The organism is Draconibacterium sp. IB214405 (assembly GCF_033963885.1).
Taxonomy (GTDB): domain Bacteria; phylum Bacteroidota; class Bacteroidia; order Bacteroidales; family Prolixibacteraceae; genus Draconibacterium.
The window spans coordinates 310,312-328,746 of record NZ_JAXBMA010000001.1; the positions used below are offsets into that span (position 1 = coordinate 310,312).

11 protein-coding genes are annotated in these 18,435 nt (G+C 41.5%); 3 read left to right on the forward strand and 8 right to left on the reverse strand.

All coding sequences use genetic code 11. From position 1 onward, the window contains the following. Positions 1-2 precede the first annotated feature (2 nt). The 6 genes from SLH46_RS01000 to SLH46_RS01025 all read right to left on the reverse strand — a co-directional run bounded on the left by SLH46_RS01000 (position 3) and on the right by SLH46_RS01025 (position 9,129). The gene (locus tag SLH46_RS01000; RefSeq protein WP_320279270.1) at positions 3-2,390 is read right to left on the reverse strand and encodes an ABC transporter permease; all 2,388 of its coding nucleotides are present in this window, start codon (positions 2,388-2,390) and stop codon (positions 3-5) included. A 231-nt stretch (positions 2,391-2,621) separates the two neighbouring features. Further along, entirely contained in the window at positions 2,622-4,970 is a 2,349-nt protein-coding gene (locus SLH46_RS01005) for an ABC transporter permease (RefSeq protein WP_320279271.1), read from the reverse strand. A 165-nt stretch (positions 4,971-5,135) separates the two neighbouring features. Then, complete coding sequence (locus SLH46_RS01010; protein ID WP_297094828.1) at positions 5,136-5,834, reverse strand: ABC transporter ATP-binding protein; 699 nt, start codon at positions 5,832-5,834, stop codon at positions 5,136-5,138. Between the two features lie 120 nt (positions 5,835-5,954). Further along, on the reverse strand, positions 5,955-6,317 hold the full coding sequence (locus SLH46_RS01015) for a four helix bundle protein (RefSeq protein ID WP_320279272.1): 363 nt from the start codon (positions 6,315-6,317) through the stop codon (positions 5,955-5,957). An 81-nt stretch (positions 6,318-6,398) separates the two neighbouring features. Then, the gene (locus SLH46_RS01020) at positions 6,399-7,655 is read right to left on the reverse strand and encodes an efflux RND transporter periplasmic adaptor subunit (RefSeq protein WP_320279273.1); all 1,257 of its coding nucleotides are present in this window, start codon (positions 7,653-7,655) and stop codon (positions 6,399-6,401) included. A 124-nt stretch (positions 7,656-7,779) separates the two neighbouring features. Next, complete coding sequence (locus tag SLH46_RS01025) at positions 7,780-9,129, reverse strand: TolC family protein (protein ID WP_320279274.1); 1,350 nt, start codon at positions 9,127-9,129, stop codon at positions 7,780-7,782. Positions 9,130-9,529: 400 nt separating this feature from the next. Here SLH46_RS01025 and SLH46_RS01030 point away from each other — a divergent pair, with 400 nt between their 5' ends. From SLH46_RS01030 to SLH46_RS01040, 3 genes are all read left to right on the forward strand, one after another. Next, positions 9,530-9,985: a transposase gene (locus SLH46_RS01030; RefSeq protein ID WP_320279275.1), complete on the forward strand. Its 456-nt coding sequence runs from the start codon at positions 9,530-9,532 to the stop codon at positions 9,983-9,985. Between the two features lie 244 nt (positions 9,986-10,229). Continuing rightward, positions 10,230-11,594 (forward strand): sigma-54-dependent transcriptional regulator, encoded by a 1,365-nt coding sequence (locus SLH46_RS01035; protein ID WP_320279276.1) that lies wholly within the window; start codon positions 10,230-10,232, stop codon positions 11,592-11,594. Next, the gene (locus tag SLH46_RS01040) at positions 11,591-12,943 is read left to right on the forward strand and encodes a sensor histidine kinase (RefSeq protein WP_320279277.1); all 1,353 of its coding nucleotides are present in this window, start codon (positions 11,591-11,593) and stop codon (positions 12,941-12,943) included. The genes SLH46_RS01035 and SLH46_RS01040 overlap by 4 nt, the downstream gene beginning before the upstream one ends. Positions 12,944-13,041: 98 nt before the next feature. On the opposite strand, the gene SLH46_RS01045 is transcribed toward SLH46_RS01040, so the two are convergent. Next, the gene (locus SLH46_RS01045) at positions 13,042-14,766 is read right to left on the reverse strand and encodes a coagulation factor 5/8 type domain-containing protein (protein WP_320279278.1); all 1,725 of its coding nucleotides are present in this window, start codon (positions 14,764-14,766) and stop codon (positions 13,042-13,044) included. Positions 14,767-14,817: 51 nt separating this feature from the next. Further along, on the reverse strand, positions 14,818-18,429 hold the full coding sequence (locus tag SLH46_RS01050; RefSeq protein ID WP_320279279.1) for a family 78 glycoside hydrolase catalytic domain: 3,612 nt from the start codon (positions 18,427-18,429) through the stop codon (positions 14,818-14,820). Positions 18,430-18,435: the final 6 nt, after the last annotated feature.

Sequence of the window (18,435 nt, forward strand, 5' to 3'; positions counted from 1 at the left end):
TTTTACTCGTATCGTAAGGCTTCAACAGGATTCCGCGTAGCCGCCCTCCAACTCTGCCAGCTAACAGTTAACAATGCAATTCCCAATGCCATCAGACCGGACAGTGCAAAAATCCACCAACTCAAGGAAGTCTTGTAGGCAAAGTTTTCGAGCCACTTGTTCATGGCAAACCAGGCAATTGGGGTGGCCAACACAAAAGCAATTGTCACCCAAATAACAAAGTCTTTATTGAGCATGCTTAATATTTCGGATACTTTAGCGCCATTCACTTTGCGAACGCCAATCTCTTTAATGCGCTGTTTTCCCATCAATAACGACAGGCCAAACAATCCAAGGCTGGCAATACAAATGGCAATAACAGCCAGCAATCCAATCATCTTCGAAAAGCGGATATCCGATTCATACATCTCGCGCAAAATATCGTTGGTAAAGTCAAACGTGAAGGTGCTTGTCCCACCGGTTCTCTTCCAGGTATTTTCCAAAAATTTAATGGTTTCAGGCAGGTTTTCTGTTCGCAAGCGGATGGCAATATTTTGGCTCATTCCTGGATTCAGGCCAATAATCATTGGAGTTATAGCTTCGTGAATGGAAAACATATTAAAATCACTTACGACTCCTACCACTGTCCCAAAGGCAGTTTTTTCGCCCAAAACGTCTGTAAGTCCGAGCGTTTCTATGGCCGATTCATTCACTAATACACCATTGTTATTTTTCTGCTTATCAAAATCGGCACCCATAATAATTTTCATGCCCATTGTTTCGGCAAATCCATAATCAACAAAAAGTCCGTTCACCTTCACCGACTCTGTGCGGTTGCTAACTTTGGGAATGCTCATATACATTTTATTATCGCTGGGTGGCATCCATAAAGTTCCGCTGGCGCTTAACACGTTCGGATTTTTTGCAATTTCTTCTTTAAACAAATCAAGATTATGATCGCCCAATGGCACACGGATTAATCCTTCCTTGGCAAATCCCATATCTTTATTAAAGGCATAACGCACTTGTTTTTGCACCAGCATCATGGTCGAAATCAAGGCGATAAAAATGGTAATCTGAAATACAACCATGGCTTTTCGGGCATACTGCTTATTTCCGCTTTCCACTTTATTGCCTTTCAATACATTTACCAACCCAAACCGGGAAGCCCTGAATGAAACAATACTGCCTGACAATATGCCGGTTGCCAGAGTTATAAGTGCAAGAATTGAAAAACTGGTTGCGGTTTGCCCACTCATTTCTATGGCATAATCTTTACCAAGCATGTCGCTTAAATAAGGCAAAGCCAACCACGCAGCAATCACTGCAAAAGGCAAGGCAATAAGTGTAATTAAAGTCGATTCGAAAATCATTTGCCCAATAATAGTTTTCCGTTGAGCACCACATACTTTTCTTACTGCAAATGTTTTCACCTGAGTCATGGCTTTAGCCGAAGCCAGATTCAGATAATTAATGGAGGCGGTGAGTAAAATCAGTATCCCGATAAACAAAAGAACAAACAACATCGACAAATTCCCCTGTTCTTTGCGGTTATTGTCCACAATCTTTTCCGAACCAAAATAAATATCATTTAAGGCCTGAAGCGAAAGAGAAATCGGGTAATTATCAGTTGAATACTCTTTTCCCGCTTCTTTAATTTTTGTTTCGAGGGCATCGATATCAGTGCCGTTTTTAAGCAATAAATAATTGGTAAAATACACACCCTGCCATGCCTCTCTAAAACTTGCTTCATCAGGAGTATCGCCATTGGTGGTTATGTTATCGGCCAAATGTTTCATCCCATAATCAATACTGGTCACCAATGTTGCTTTAATACTTGAATTCTGCGGGATGTCGCGGAAAACAGCCGCCACTTCCATATCCGATTCTTTGCCGTTATAACGAAGAGTAAGCGTTCTTCCAAGCGGATCTTCAGTTCCAAAATACTTCTCCGCCATTTTTTTGCTCAGAAGTATCTGGCCTTCGGTATCGTCGAAATCATCCAGACTCCCCTGCAAAATGTCAACACCAAACATGCTAAAAAATGAGCTTTCGGTACAAATAACATCCGGCTCGGGAATAAACTCGGAATTCTTTTTCACATCAATATTCCCAATGTTGTACTGGTGTGCATAATCGGTTACCTCGGCAAAACGTTCTTTGGCTGTCTCGCCAATTACAAATGGTGTATTTGCCCAGGTATTGTTATCATTTTTACTATAATTTAAGACTCTGTAAATACGGTCGTTATTGGCAAACGACGAGTTGTATCCGTACTCGTTCAGCACATAAACCAAAATCACGGCCACAATTCCCAGTCCCAGAATTAATCCGAACACACTAATGAAGGTATTTGTTTTATCGGCCTTTAAATGCCGCAGACTTACTATCAGGTTATTTTTAAAACTCATATATAATCTTTCGTTTTTTAATCTTACTCATACCGGAGAACTTCGATCGGGATTTCGCATTTCAACTCGCCAACTCTCCAGTTACATTTACCCCTAAATCCCCTAAAGGGGACTTTTTCGTATCTCCGATTGGTGTAATCTCCTTTTTTCTATTTTGTTTCATTTTAAATTCAAATATTCACTTTTTACTCCGGTCAAAAGCCCCTTTAGGGGTTTGGGGTAAAAACTAGCTTATTCATATCTGAGCGCCTCAACAGGATTTCGAGTAGCTGCCCGCCAACTTTGCCAGCCCACTGCCAGAAAGGCGATAAACAGTGCAAAAGCAGCGCTAACCAGAAAATATACAGGACTGATGGATACGCGGTTTACAAAATGTTGTAACCATTGATGCATGGTAAAATAGCTGCCAACAAAAGCGATAACAATAGCAATCAGCACCAGGACAAACGTTTCTTTCAGTAACTCGCGAACAACCTGCGTTTCGGTACTGCCAATTACCTTTCGTATTCCAATCTCTTTTCTTCGTCGGTTCACATTCAGCACCGAAAGCGCCATTAATCCAATAAAACTGATGATGATGGCCAGTCCGGCACCGGTAGTAACCAGTTTTATCATGCGCTCTTCGTTGGTGTATTTATTGGCGTAAACATCGGTTAGCTGAAACTTACTGATAATAAGTTCCGGCGAATAACTTTTAATCACCTCATCAATTTGGGCCAGTTGTGCAGGTGTAGTTCCCGCTTTTGTCCGCACATACATGTTGTTTACGTTGCCTCGGTAGTTGGTAAGAACAAGTGGCCCAATTGGTGCCCCCGGATGATCGATGTAGTAAAAATCTTTTGCAATGGCGATTACCGTTAAAGGCTCATCGAACATATCAAGTAAGCTGCCCACTTTTACATCGGGACCCAGCATTTTTGCCGCAGCTTCATTAAGAATTACTGCCCTTTTATCAGCTTCCGAATTATTAAAATAACGACCGTCGATCAATTCCAGCTGCATGGTTTTTGCAAATCCGGGATGTACACGGTATTCATCAATACTTTTAAAATTCCCGGGAGCGCCATATTTTTTAATTCCCTGTCCGCTTGAGCCTTGTCCCATGCCATGATCGGAAGACGCCACATCCTCGACAAATGCCAGTTGCGACAATTCATCAGCGATAGACGACGAACTTCTTCGTACCTCGTTATTAAGGTTGGTAATGCCGATTACATTCTCGGGATTAAAACCAAGTGGCACTTCCTTTAAATAGTTCACCTGGGCAAAAACAATTACCAGTGCACTAATGAGAAAAACCGATATGGAAAACTGCGAAATAACCGCAATGCGCGACAACGTGCTTTTGCGCTTTACTTTCGAAGACTTTCCTTTAAGCGCATTTACAAGGTTCAGTTTCGACAAATAATAGCTTGGATAAGCACCCGAAACCAGTATCAAAACGACAAGAATGCCCAACACCAGCAAAATGCCGGAAAAGGAAAACATGTCCGACAGCTCGATCTGACTTTTCATTAAACGGGCAAACGCGGGCTGAACAAGCGCTGTTAGTCCCAACGCCAGCACAAACGACAATAGACTGATTACTGATGTTTCAGTAAAGAATAAACGACTCAGCGTGCTTTGCGTTGCTCCCAACGATTTTCGTGACGCAATTTCGGCAATTCGTTTTTCGCCATGCAAAACATACAGGTTAATGTAGTTTACCATGGCAATAAGCAGCACCAAAAAGGCAATACCGGCAATAATAAACACGTGCGTTAAATTGGCTTTTGGCGAGAGATCGAAATCAACAACGGTATGCAAATGCAGGTCTGCCAGCAGCTCAGTTCCTGTTTCCACCGTGAGATTAAATGGCTCTCCCCACGGTTTCATAAGCTCGTTGTTTGCAGCGGCTATTTTTTCACCAACTGAAGCTAAATCGGCATTATCATCAATTCTGAAATAGGTGTACAGTTCCAGTCCTCCCCAGTTTTCGGGATGAACTGTCTGCATCGACACCAGCAAATCGAAATTAAAGTGCGTGTTGTTTGGTAAATCATTTATTACCCCCGTTACAGTAACCGGATCTTCCGAAACATTCAAAACCTTGCCAATACAATCCGTGGTATTGAATACTTTTAGTGCCGTTGACCGGGTAATCACCACGTTGTTTTCACCTACCAAAGCATCGTCGGTGTTTCCCTGAATCAGCTCCAGTCCGAATACATCAAAGAAATCCTTGTCGGCAAATAACATATGAACGTTCGGGAATTTTTGCTTCTCAAATTCTGCAGTCGTATTCCAGCCATTATAAATCTGAGTTGCCGATCTTATTTCCGGAACCCGCGAAGGAATTTCGGTGTAAGCTTTGCGCAAACAAATGGCGTAATTGGTGGTGTTTCCATTTTCGGTAACTGCATTGTAAAGACGAAGAACATTGTTTTTTGTTTGAAAATGCTGGTCGTAACTTAGCTCGTGTTTCAGGTAAACGGACAACAGCAAAACTGCACTTAATCCGATGGCCAATCCGGGCAGGTTTACAAAAACCAGCAAGGGATTTCGCCGAAACATTCTGAATATAAATCGTAAGTTTTTCATGGCGGGTATCATTTTATAGTCAATCAGGGTTATTCAAAAAATAAATAATTAGTACGTCATGCTGAGCGTAGTCGAAACATCTTGTATTTAATGTCATACATTCTTCGACTCCGCTCAGAATGACACTCTGCAGTAATTTTTTTGACACCCCTAATATTCAATCTATTACAACAGGATTTCTCCCATCTCTTTTTTCACCTCTTCGGTAATGATCATACCATCGAACAGGTTAACAACACGATGGGCAAATTCAGAATCGTGCAACGAGTGCGTTACCATTACAATAGTGGTTCCTTCACGGTTTAATTCAGTAAGCAGGTTCATTACTTCCAAACCGTTTTTCGAGTCGAGGTTACCGGTAGGCTCATCGGCAAGAATCAGCTTTGGATTGGCAACTACCGCACGGGCAATGGCCACACGCTGTTGCTGACCACCTGAAAGTTGTTGCGGAAAGTGTTTTGCACGATGCGCAATTTTCATACGTTCCAGTACTTTCTCTACCATTTCTTTACGCTCGCGGGCTTTTAGTTTCAGGTAGATCAGCGGAAGCTCCACATTTTCGTAAACATTCAGTTCGTCGATGAGGTTAAAGCTCTGAAATACAAAACCTATATTTCCTTTACGCAACATTGTGCGGTTGCGTTCTTTTAACTGACCAACTTCCGAACCGTCGAAATAATAGTTACCGCTGGTAGGATTATCCAGTAATCCGATGATGTTCATTAAGGTTGATTTTCCACAACCCGAAGGTCCCATAATAGCCACAAACTCACCTTTTTTTACGTGCAGGCTTACTTCATTTAATGCACTGGTTTCCACCTCTTCAGTGCGAAATACTTTTGTCAGATTTTCCGTCTTTATCATGATATTTTTGTTTTGTTATTTAACCAATTAGCTAAGTGCAGAGAGCATGGCGCATGGCGAAAAGAGCAAGAATTGTATGCCGCTGTAATTTGCCTTGCGCTGAGCACCTTTCACTTCGCGCTATTCGCTCAGTATCTTTTTTCTGAAATTTGTTATTTTTCTACTCAATTTATCCATGTCATCCAGCTTTTTGTTTAGCTCATCTTCCGTAATAAATTTTCTTCGAAAAGCGACATAAGTAATGTTGACTGTTTCAAAAACTGAACGTCGGGCAAACTTTAAAAAATTAGCAAAATCCTTGTCAGAAAAAGAGCCGGCACCTTCGGCAATATTATTGGAAACGCTTAATGACGCAGCCCTTAATTGTTCCGCCATTCTATAATGTTTTGCCTGCTCCAAGATTTCCGCCAAATCATAAAGCTCATCGTTTAACACAATAGCTTCTTTCCAGATGTCTAAATCCATAAACCTAAAATGTGCCATGTCGAAATATTTAATGTTTCTTACTTACATCATTTGAATGTTCTACGAATCGCTTAGCGCTTTCCTCCGAGCCCTCTGCTCCTATTTAAACACAATCCTGTCGTTATCGCCAAATAAATCGTAGCTGGAAGTAATTACTTTCTCACCCGGTGTTAATCCTTCCAGTACTTCGTAATACTGTGGGTTTTGTTTACCGATCCGGATGCTGCGTTTTTCGGCTTCTGTTCCGTTATCGTTTAGCACATAAACCCACTGACCGCCGGTACTTTGAAAGAAACCACCTTTTGGAATCAATACTGCCTTTTCGGGCTGACCAAGCTGTAATTTTGTATGGTAGGTTTGACCCGTACGAATGTTATCCGGTTTTGGACCTTCAAAGATCATATCAATTTCAAACTGACCTTCGCGTACTTCAGGATATACCTTTTTAACGGTAAGGTTGTAATTTTCACCACTGCGGTCGAACGATGAATTTAATCCACGGCGCACTCGATCGATATAATGTTCGTCAATAAGTGCGTTGATTTTAAAGTCGGTTAAAATGTTCACCATTCCTATTCGCTGACCACGTCCTATCGATTCGCCAATCTCAGCATTTAAAAGTCCAAGTTGTCCATCGGCAGGCGCTTTTACATTCAGGTTATCTAAACGCATACGCGCCATTATCAGGTTATTGCGCATGTTTTCCAGGCTTTCGTCCATGTTTTCCTTTTGATTGCCACGGAAAATCGAGTCCTGTTCAAACTTCTGATAGGTAAGATCCTTTTCTTTTAGAGTAAGTTCGTAGTCCTCTTTGGCTTGCAGATATTCTTCGCGTGCGATCAGGTCATCGTCGTACAAGGCTTCATATTGTTTGTACTTTCGCTCGGCCTGTGTTACCTGAAGGTCGACCTGCAACTTAGCACGCTGATTACTGATCTGCTGTTGCTCAATTGTTATTTGAGTATTCCGCAGCTCGTTTGAATGGTAAGCCATATCCGACTCACTGTTCATAATGGTGGTATTCAGGTCGTTGTTCTTCAAACGAAGAATAACGTCACCTTTTTTTACCATCTCACCTTCTTCAATAAAAATCTCTTCCACTTTTCCGCCTTCTTCCACATCCAGGAAAATGGTTGTAATGGGCTCCACCTGGCCAATTACGGTAATGTAGTCGTTAAACTCGCCGTCGGTTACGGAACTTATGGTCAGCTTGTCTTTCTCGGCCCGAAACACCGAACCGCTGCTTCCTAAAACGACTTTATACAATAGGAAGGCAAACGCCAATCCGCCAACAATCCAAATAATGTGCTTGGCTTTTAAGCCTTTCTTCTTTTCAATTTTTTTATCCATTCCCATGATATACCTGCTTTGTGCATGGAGCAGAGGGCAAAGCGCCGTACTTCCTATGATATGTTTTTATTTTATTTCAATAATTTGTCACTGGTCATTCGTCATTGGTTTTCTTTCTAATGACCAATGTCTAATAACCTTCTTCCAATTCCCAGAAGCGCTGTCCGCGGTAAAACTGCAGTACTTTCATTTTTATCTCCCACTGCGTGCGCGAGCGTAAAACCTGACTTTGTGTATTTGCCAGGCGGTTTTTAGCTATGTAGTAATCGTTAATGTCAATCAGTCCCTGGTCGAATTTCTTTTCAGCAGCCTGAAAAGCCAGCTCATCGACCTCGGTGCGTTTTACATACTGACTGTGTTCTTTATACAAAGCTTCCAGTTCAGTAAGGTTAGTCACCATCTCGAAAAACAGTTCCTGACGTTTATCATCGAGGTTATTTTGAGCACGTTCCAATTCCAGTTTTGCTTTTTTCACCTCGGAGCGATTGCCCCATCGGCTAAAAACCGGGATATTTAACGAGGCTCCCACATACTGGCTTTTATTGTTTTTCCACTGATCGCTAAATGCCAGGGTATTACCATCTCCATCGGTATTGGTTTCGTAAAAACCTGTACCTATCGATCCACTGGCATAAATCGACGGATAAAGTGCCGACCGACTTAAGGCAAGACCTTTTTCCGTAGCTTTCACGTTGGCATAAATCGACTGGTAATACGGCGACCAACCGGTGTACTGCTCAAAAAGTTGGCGCGGCTGAGCTACCTGCTCATTTATTACCACCGACGATTCATCTACCAGTTCCATTTCCTCAGCAGAAACAAAATTCATCAACTGCTTTAGTGTTAATGTAGCCGTTTCCAGAGAGTTTTCAATCTGAATTTTGTTGAGTTCTTCACGCTCCAGATTGGCGCGCATTTCCAATAAGTCGGTTTTGGCTTTTAACCCGACTTCCACTTTCTTTTCTGTTGTTTTCAAACTTAGCTTTGAGGCTTCCACCTGCTCGTTGGCAATGCCGAGCATTCCATTATAATAAACCACATCAAAAAAGGCCACCATTACGTCAAACGCCAATTGGTCGGTTGCATTTATACGATTGTATTCCGAGGCCTGTTTTCTAAATTTCTGGTATTTTATCTGGTTCTGAATACGAAATCCATCAAAAACAGCTATAGACGACGACAAATCGTAGCTGTTATTAAAAAACTCGGTATTGATATAGGCGTTGGTATTCGGATCCACCGAACGACCAAAACTTAATCCCGCACTGGTTGAAGCACTAATACCCGGCAACATATTGCGTTTGGCCTGCTGCGCATCTTCCAGCGACAGTTTTTCAAGAATCTCGTAGTCCTTTAAATTGATGTTGTTTTCAATGGCATAAGAAATACATTGGCTCAGGCTCCAATTCTGTTGGGCCTGAACCGTATTTCCAATAATCAAATAAAAAATTATAATGAGAGCTATTCTTATTCTAATCATCGTATAAAATTGTTTCATTATTAAGTGCCATAATAATGCCACAAAGCTTAATTGCTGATTTAGTGACACTTAAAAACTCATGACATTCAAAATCGTTAAAATTATTTACAGAATATTGTAAAATATTTTTACAGTTGATTGGAATTGGTTTTAGCTTGGTCTAATTTTGGATTGGAGAAACATAAGCATTAAGCTGGGCTTTCAGCCCGCTTTTTTATGCTGAAACTTAATTCCCGGGGCGTTGTCCCCGGGCTAAAATAATTTGGGCTTTCAGCCCGATAGACATAGACATTTGATCGAAAACGCCACGAAGTGGCAGCTTAATTCAGCCCAATGCAACGCGTTGGGATAATATAAACAAATATCAAAACGCCCTGCAAGGGCAATTTAAAGGGCTATCATGGCACAATCTCTTTCAAAATTATTTACACACATCATTTTTCATATAAAAAATAATGATGTCAAAATCAAGAGAGAAGATTCCTCTGAACTATATGCTTATATGGGAGCCATTATAAAAGACAATGATTCAATTCCAATAATTATAAATGGCGTTGAAGATCATGTTCATATTCTTTGTGTGATGTCGAAAAATATTGCTCTTGCAAAATTGGTTGAAGAAATTAAACGTCACAGCAGCAGATGGATTAAAACAAAAGGAGATCATTATAAATATTTTGCATGGCAAGGGGGTTATGGTGGATTTTCTGTTAGTCCTTCTATTCACAACAAAACCAAAACATACATACAAAACCAAGAAGAACATCACAGAAAAATGAATTTTAAGGAAGAATATTTATTGTTTTTAAAAGAATATGGAATTGAATATGATGAAAAATACCTTTGGAGAGATTGACCTTAATACCTTAAGCTGGGCTTTCAGCCCGCTTTTTTGTGCTGCGATCAATCTCCCGAGGCGATGCCATCGGGCTTAATTTAGTTGGGCTTTCAGCCCGAAAAAATAAAACGTGGTTTTCTAACACAAAATTAGATTAACGTATTACGCCACGAAGTGGCAACTCATTTCAGCCCAATGCAACGCATTGGGATAACAAAACGAACAAGAAACAGCGCCCTGAAGGGGCAAATTAAAAAAGCTCATGCCAAAAGGAAACATCTTAATAGTAGACGACAACAAAAGCATCATCAGCACCCTGGAAATTTTGCTGGGGCAGGAATTCGATGCCGTAAAAGGAATTACCAACCCGAACCTTATTCCCAATGAACTCAGGACCGGCAATTATAATGTTGTTATTCTCGACATGAATTTTCAAGCCGGAATAAATACCGGAAACGAAGGTTTGTACTGGCTCGAACAGATTAAAAAGAGTTACCCGGACATTTCGGTGGTGCTGATTACGGCCTATAGCGAAGTGGAACTGGCCGTAAAAGCGTTAAAACAGGGAGCTACCGATTTTGTGCCAAAACCGTGGGACAACAGCAAATTGCTGGCAACTATAAAAGCTGCCGTTCAGCTTAACTTCTCGAAAACCGAAGTCGGTAAACTCAAACAAAAAGAGGCCGGATTAAAACAGGAGCTCAACCGCGACCAGAAGTTTATTATTGGCTCGTCGCCACAACTCACGCAGGTGATGAACATGGTGCGTAAAGTGGCAAAAACCAATGCCAATATTCTGATTACCGGCGAAAACGGAACAGGGAAAGAACTGATCGCCCGCGAAATTCACCGACTCTCGCAACGACGAAACGAAGTGATGGTGAGTGTTGACATGGGAGCCATTAGCGAAACACTTTTTGAAAGCGAACTATTTGGCCACGTAAAAGGGGCTTTTACCGATGCCCGTGAAAACCGCGCCGGGAAATTTGAAACGGCGCACAAAGGAACACTGTTTCTCGACGAGATCGGAAACCTATCGTTTCATTTGCAGGCCAAGTTGCTGGCCGCCATCCAAAACCGCGAGTTTATGCGCCTTGGTTCCGACAAACCTATTCCGGTTGATATCCGGCTGGTGTGCGCTACCAATAAAAACCTGGAAAATATGGTAGGCGAAGGTTTGTTTCGCGAAGATTTGCTGTACCGCATCAACACCATTCAAATAGAAGTTCCGCCACTGCGCGAAAGAGGCGACGACATCATTGTTCTGGCCGATTTCTTTCTAAAGAAATTTGCTGCGAAGTACGAAAAACACGGATTAAAAATTAATCAGCCTGCACAGGAGAAATTACTGAAATATAACTGGCCCGGCAACATTCGCGAACTGCAACACACCATCGAGAAAGCAGTTATTTTAAGTGATTCATCGGTACTAAAATCCGAGGATTTCTTTTTCAAACAGGTTTTATCGTCGAAGTTTGAAGACGAGCTTCTGACGATTGAAGAGATGGAAAAACGTATGATCGTTTCGGCCATCGATAAAAATGCAGGAAACATGAGTCTGGCTTCCGAGAAGCTTGGCATAACCCGCCAAACGCTGTACAATAAAATTAAAAAATACGGGATATGATCAGCAAAAGTTTATACGTTAAAATCCTTGTTCGTATTCTGCTTTTACTGGCAAGTGCCCTCTTTTTGGGTTGGCTGATCTTCGATCAGCAAGCCTATGTTTTTGCCATCATCCCCTCGCTGTTTATTCTAGGTGTTACCATTAACCTCATCTATTTCCTGAACCGCATTAACCGCCGGATATTTTACTTTTTCGATGCCATACGAAACGAAGATTCAACACTTCGATTTCCGAATAACATCAATAACAAAGTTATTACCGACCTCAATTTAAGTCTGCAAAAAGTAAACTCACAAATCCAACAAATCTACCTCGAAAACCAAAAGCAGGAACAGTATTTTCAGGCCCTGCTCGAACATGCTGCCACAGGTATGTTTACCTTTAATAAAAAAGGATTTATTCTGCATTCGAACAACCTGGCCCGGCAACTTTTCGAGGTGGATGTTCTAACGCACATTAACCAGTTGGAACGCATTGATCCCAAACTTTTTCAGACGATAAAAGAAATTCAACCAACGGAACAGCGTTTGATAACACTGCATTTAAAAAGCGGTATTATTCAACTGCTTATCAAGTCGAACTCATTTATTTCGGAGAAGGATGAATTGATGCTGATTTCGGTGCACGACATTAAAAATCAGCTGGATGAAAAAGAGCTGGAATCGTGGCGTAAACTAATTCGTGTAATGATGCACGAAATTATGAACTCGATTACTCCTGTTACTTCGTTATCAGAAAGTCTGGCCGGATATTTTTATAAAGACGGTGCAATGGTAGCGCCAGAAGACATCAATACAAAAACGATTGAGACAACTATTCGCGGGCTGGAGGTTATTCGCGAACAAGGTAAAGGATTGATAAATTTTGTGGAGTCGTACAGAAAGATTACACGACTTCCGGCTCCTGAAAAGAAAGTTTTCCAGGCCAAAAACCTGATCGATCATATTCGTATTCTATCGTCTTCGTTTGAGAACGCCGACCATGTTGAATTAACGTGTAATATTACACCTGAAGAACTGGAATTACACGCCGACGAAAAGCAGATTTCGCAGGTACTGATCAACCTCGTGAAAAATGCCTACCAGGCCAACGATGGCAATAAAAATGCACGAATCGAGATAAAAGCAACGGTTAATGACGCCGGTCATCCTACCATTTCAGTTACCGATAATGGTCCCGGGATTTCGGATGAGCTGATGGATAAAATATTTGTTCCCTTTTTCACCACAAAAGAGAATGGCTCCGGCATCGGGCTCAGTATTTCCAGACAGATTATGCAATTACACGGTGGCAGCCTAAAAGTGAGCTCAGTTACCGGTAAATATACTTCGGCTGTATTGGTATTTTAGTCCAAAAAAAGAGGTTGCCAAACCGACAACCTCCCCTTTAACTAAACTATCTATTTTTGAAAACTATATTCTGCGATTTGCATTTGAAACCAGAGGCACTACCAGGTTGCTTTTCTGTTGCCCTTATTTACGGCTGCTCCCTTACCGTTGATAATACTTTTAACTTCACTTCCCTCGTTACCACCAAGCCAAATAGTAGTAGCTTGATGAAAGTTTTGTTCCAAATTCTGTGGCGCTTCAATTGCATAATCAACAAGGGCTGCACTGTTAAAAAATACGTTGTAAATCCCCAGTCCCCACGCTTGATGGTTAGTAACATGATCAGCTACTTTATACGATGCATATCCATTTTTACCATCGTGTTGCCAGGCTTCAGGACTTGGAACATAGTAAGGCATTTCGCACTGGTAAAAATATACCGTTCCATTTTCGCCATTCCATATCGTTTGGTATTCCTGAAAATGCTCGTTAAACAAGCCATAAATAGTAACATTTTTGCCGTTAACAGTTAAACCATTAGCCGCCTTGTTAATATCCCAACCCACGCCGTTTCCGTGATCTGCGCGCCACAACCAAACATGATCAACCACAACATTGTTACTGTTTATGGTTACACAGTTTCTTGTTGTTCCTGCATGAAAACCACCTACACGAATAAAAAGATCGTAAATGAAAGTTGGATTTTCGCTGTGATCTGAATCCGCACCGGGTTCCCCAATCTGAATCAGCTGATCTGTTTTAAATAAACCGGCATCAATCAGAATACTGCTTAAAGTTACATTGTCAACATCGGCAATTTTTATCACCGGATTTTCTCCTTCGGGAATTAAAGACGGCATTCCCATTCCAATTAATATTGTACCCGGTTTTTTTACTTCAATGCTATTTTTCAGCCAATAAATTCCGGGAGTAAAAAGAATATTTTTTCCCTGCGCCAAGGCGGCATTTATACTTTCCGCATTATCAACTTTCGGATTAGCTATATAAAATTCTGAACTATTAATTTTAGTGTTGTTACCATTTTCCTCACTTTCCCAACTAACACCCTTTGTCTTCTCTTTTAGTACCGGAACCTCAAGCCACATTTCGCCCGCGTCATTCATCGTCCAAAACGGTTTTTCACGAACAAATGGCGTTTCATTAATCGAAAGATATGGTTTGGCTGGCCAATCTGCCTCAGGTGCTCCAACAACACCCAAAGAAACCATGTTCCACAAACCTCCTGTACAACTTTCCCATTCGCTGTTGCGTGAAAACCACTGTTGCTGGCCCCCAAAAACTACCTGTCCATCAACTTTTGAATCGGCTAAAAAACCACCACTTGCAGCGCCATTATCATGAAGCTGTAAATTACCTTTTACATGAACTCTACGCATCGGAGCCGCTTGTGAAACTCCCCAAACATTAGTCGAATCTATTGATGGATTTATCGTCAGGTTTTCAACTGCACGCCAAAAATTTATTAGTACGCTGCCATTATAGGTTGGTGGTGCAACTGCTGTTACCGAACCATTAATAGTAACATCATTGGGAGATTGTCCCAACCCGATAACATGCGTATAATATCCAACTTTTACATCTAGCTTATACTCGCCCGGTTGAAACAAAAAAGCTATGCGATTCTCGTTAAATTCACTCTCATTAGTGGTTTGAATGGCATATATTGAATCGATTAAATGCTGAATCGTTCCCATTTCCATTTCGGGTGAAAACAGGTAGGCATTTTCGCCCAAATCAGCATAATCAGGATTCTCCGTTTTATCCGTTAATTTACACTGACTCAGAAGAAATATTAATAATAAACTCAGGTAAGTTCTATACATTTTAGTATTCTTTTTCAAGGTTCCAACTCCAAAAGTTGATGGAAATTCCGGTTACAAATTTGTAACGAAACGATAATTGCCGGATTTTAGCGAATAAACCGCTTTCCCGTTCTCGAACTTAACCAGCTCACAACCATTGGCATCAATAACATCATTTTCCGATTTTGCAGGCAAAAACAAGGTTGCTGAAGTGTTGGCAGGAACAGTTGCTGTGTAAGTCAACTGGCCACCATCAATCTCCCATTTGCTATATATTTTTCCGTACATCGAATCATAGTAACCCTCTGCCCATTTCATCTCTCCTGTTGGGTCGGGTGTTGGTTGCAAAATGAACTTTTGGAAACCCGGTTCATCTCTTTGAATACCCAGAGAATATGCAATCATCCATTGTCCAACGGCGCCAAACGAATAGTGGTTAAACGAGTTCATGCTGTTATTTCCACCAAAACCATTTTCAACGGTGTAACCATTCAGTCGTTCCCAAATTGTTGTTGCTCCCTGGTCGATGGAATACAACCACGACGGATACTGATTGTTCTGCAGCAATTTATAGGCCTGCTCATTATACCCATAATCCGAAAGTGCTTTACTCACCCATGCAGTTCCGATAAAACCGGTCATTAAAGAATATTCCGGGCGTTCAATACCGTCGTCGTCAGTGTTTTTACGCTCGATGGCTGTTGCCAGATTTTTTGCCATGTCAGGAGTAATATCATCATTAAAAGCTCCCAAAGCCAAACCAACCGCATAAGAAGTCTGTGTGTCGGCCAGCTTTAATTCAGGTGCCGGGGCAGGACGTGGACCAAATGCCATTCCTCCACCGATCAAGCCCATGGTTTTTCCTTCGTCGTTCACAAAAGTCTTGTTGAAGAATGCTTTGCGATCGCTGTATAATTTTTCGAAACGTGCCGCATCTGCTTCTTTTCCAAGAATATCAGCCACGTTTTTCATGATCCACAAATCGAAAATATGATAGGCAGTGGTTAAATATGGTGTGCCCAGTTTATTGTTTTGCGGCCCGAGCCAGTCGCCCAGCTGACCATCGGTGGTAATTCCGGTTTTGGGATCAATTGTCGTTTCCAGGTAATCGATGTAAGCTACCATTGCATCGTAATGCTCGGCCAGCAAAGCTTCATCGTTGTATTGCTGATACACTTCCCAAGGTACGGTAATCCCTGCACTTCCCCAAAGCAGACCGCCAAAACCACCGCCAATCGGAGCAATATCGGTAAACTTACCACTTGCTTTTTGAACATCGCGCATAGCAATCATGTGTCGGCGCAAAAACTGTGCTGTATTGGAAACGTATGTCGCAGTTCGTGAAAAAACAGAGATATCGCCTGACCAGCCCATGCGCTCATTGCGCTGAGGACAATCGGTTGGTAGTGTTAAAAAGTTGTCGACGTTCGACCATGTGAGGTTCGACCAAAGTTGATTTACTTTTGCATTTGAAGTTTGATAATCGGCTGTCAAATCAACAACGGAACTAATAGAAACACCCTGAACAGCTTCGATTGGAAGTGCTTCGTCGATACCGGTAATTTCGATATACTGGTAACCATGCGAGGTGAATTTGGGTTGAAATACCTGCGTACCGTCTTTCATAATATACATATCCTGACTAATGGCAGCACGGTAATTTTCAGTCATAATCATTCCCACATTATCGCCCGATTCGTCCAGGTCAGGATAAAGAATTTCGGCATATCGTAAAATCAGAGTATCGCCGGATGCACCATTTGCAATAGCTATTTTTGGAACACCTACAAAGTTCTGTCCCATATCGTAAACATAAACGCCAGGCCGAACTTCTTCCATACTTTTTGCTGTTAAAGTGGCAAATTGTCCTGCATTGTTTCCAATCTGACCGATCAGTTTCATTTCATCGTAATTGAAATGGGTTACAGCACCGGTAAAATCTCTTTCTTCGCCCGAGTATGTTGTGCCTTCCAAAGGAACAATTGAAGCTGTTTTCCATGCAGAATTATCAAATCCGGGTTTCGACCAACCTGTAACTTTTTCGTCCTTTGTTGCATCGTAAATTTCGCCAAGATCGAGACTACTGTATTGAATTGGGCCGTCGTTGTAATATTGCCAGTCTTTATCGTTCGATGTAATCATATCTGTAGAACCATCGTCGTAGGTAATTACTAGTTTTGCCAGCAACGACTGACGGTCGCCAAAATAATTCCAATACGAACCAAAACTTAGCAGACCGCTCCACCAACCTTCAGAAAGCATGGCTCCCATGGCATTTGCACCTTCATTCAACTGATCGGTAACATCGTAAGTTTGATAAAAATGCGATTTATTGTACTGTGTCTGCCCTGGATTGTAATAATCATTCCCCACCTTTTCTCCATTTATTTGAACCTCGTAAATACCGCGGGCAGTAACATATAAACGTGCTGATTCAATTCCTTTTTTCAAGTTAAATTCGGTGCGCAACATGGGGGTTGAGTTACGACTCGGATCGGCTACAATAAAACTACCGTCCTCGCCTCCTTCAACAACATATGCATCGTTTTTCACTTTCAATTTACCTGCAAAAATTCCTTCGTAATTGCCCGAAAGATCTTCCTGAAACAAGGTATTATTTGGTGTTCTGTGATTAAAAATTTTCAGATCGGAAAAAGTAGCTTTTTGACCGGCCTCCATTGAAAAGCCCATATCGCAGATCATTCCGAACGGAATGTAGTCGTGATTCGATCCTATTGGATTAAGAATTACAGTTGCGCCCCTGTTTTGTTGCATAAACGGCGGCATTCCACCCATTGGGCGGTCTGGTTTATCTGATACAAAAAACTCATCGACTCCATCAATGCTAATTGAAATTTTTCCGTATTCACTAATGAATGCGATATTGTGTGGGGCATATTTAGTTGCAGAATTAATGACAGAAGATTTAATTTTAAATGTTTTAAACGGTTCGTTTGCGTTATCGTTGGGAGTATAACCTGCACGGTAAATATTCAATTTGGCCGATCCATTTGCCGAATTTTCAAGGTCTGAAATATCCAACTCGAGCTTGATATAACTTTCGTTCAGTTTGTTTTCGAGCTGGTAAATATTTTTGTATTTGTCCATTAAACGAAGGTCGTTGGCGCCATATACAAAACCGGCTTTTGTACTTCCTTCTTCAATCGCCACATTGTATTTTAATCCAAAAAGCAACTGATAATCCGAAAAGAAAACAAGATCATCGTCACTTCCACCAATCCAGTCGCCACCGTCCCAGGCTGCAATATCTGGATTCATCATGCCCGTTTCGAACCACGAACTTGCCGTGTGCATTTCATCATTCTGATCCCACACATTCACCGTCCAGTTATACCTTGTTTCGGCTTTTAATGGTTTGCCCTCATATGTTATCGCCAAGGCTTTTACATTGTCGACCTTTCCCGAATCCCAAACGAGTTCGCCATCAGCACTTTTAACCTGCAACTGATAGGCAGTTTGATAAACTCCGCGTTGATTTTCGGGAGCATTCATTTGCCATCCGAAACGTGGAAGTTCAACATCAATTCCCAACGGAGTTGGCGTATACTCAACGGTAAGCTTATCAATTGCTACTTTTTCTTTTGAACAGCCAAACATAGCAGCCAAAACCACTACCAGTAAATACGCCGTTAAATGCTTTGTAAAGATTCGAGTTTTATTCATTTCTGA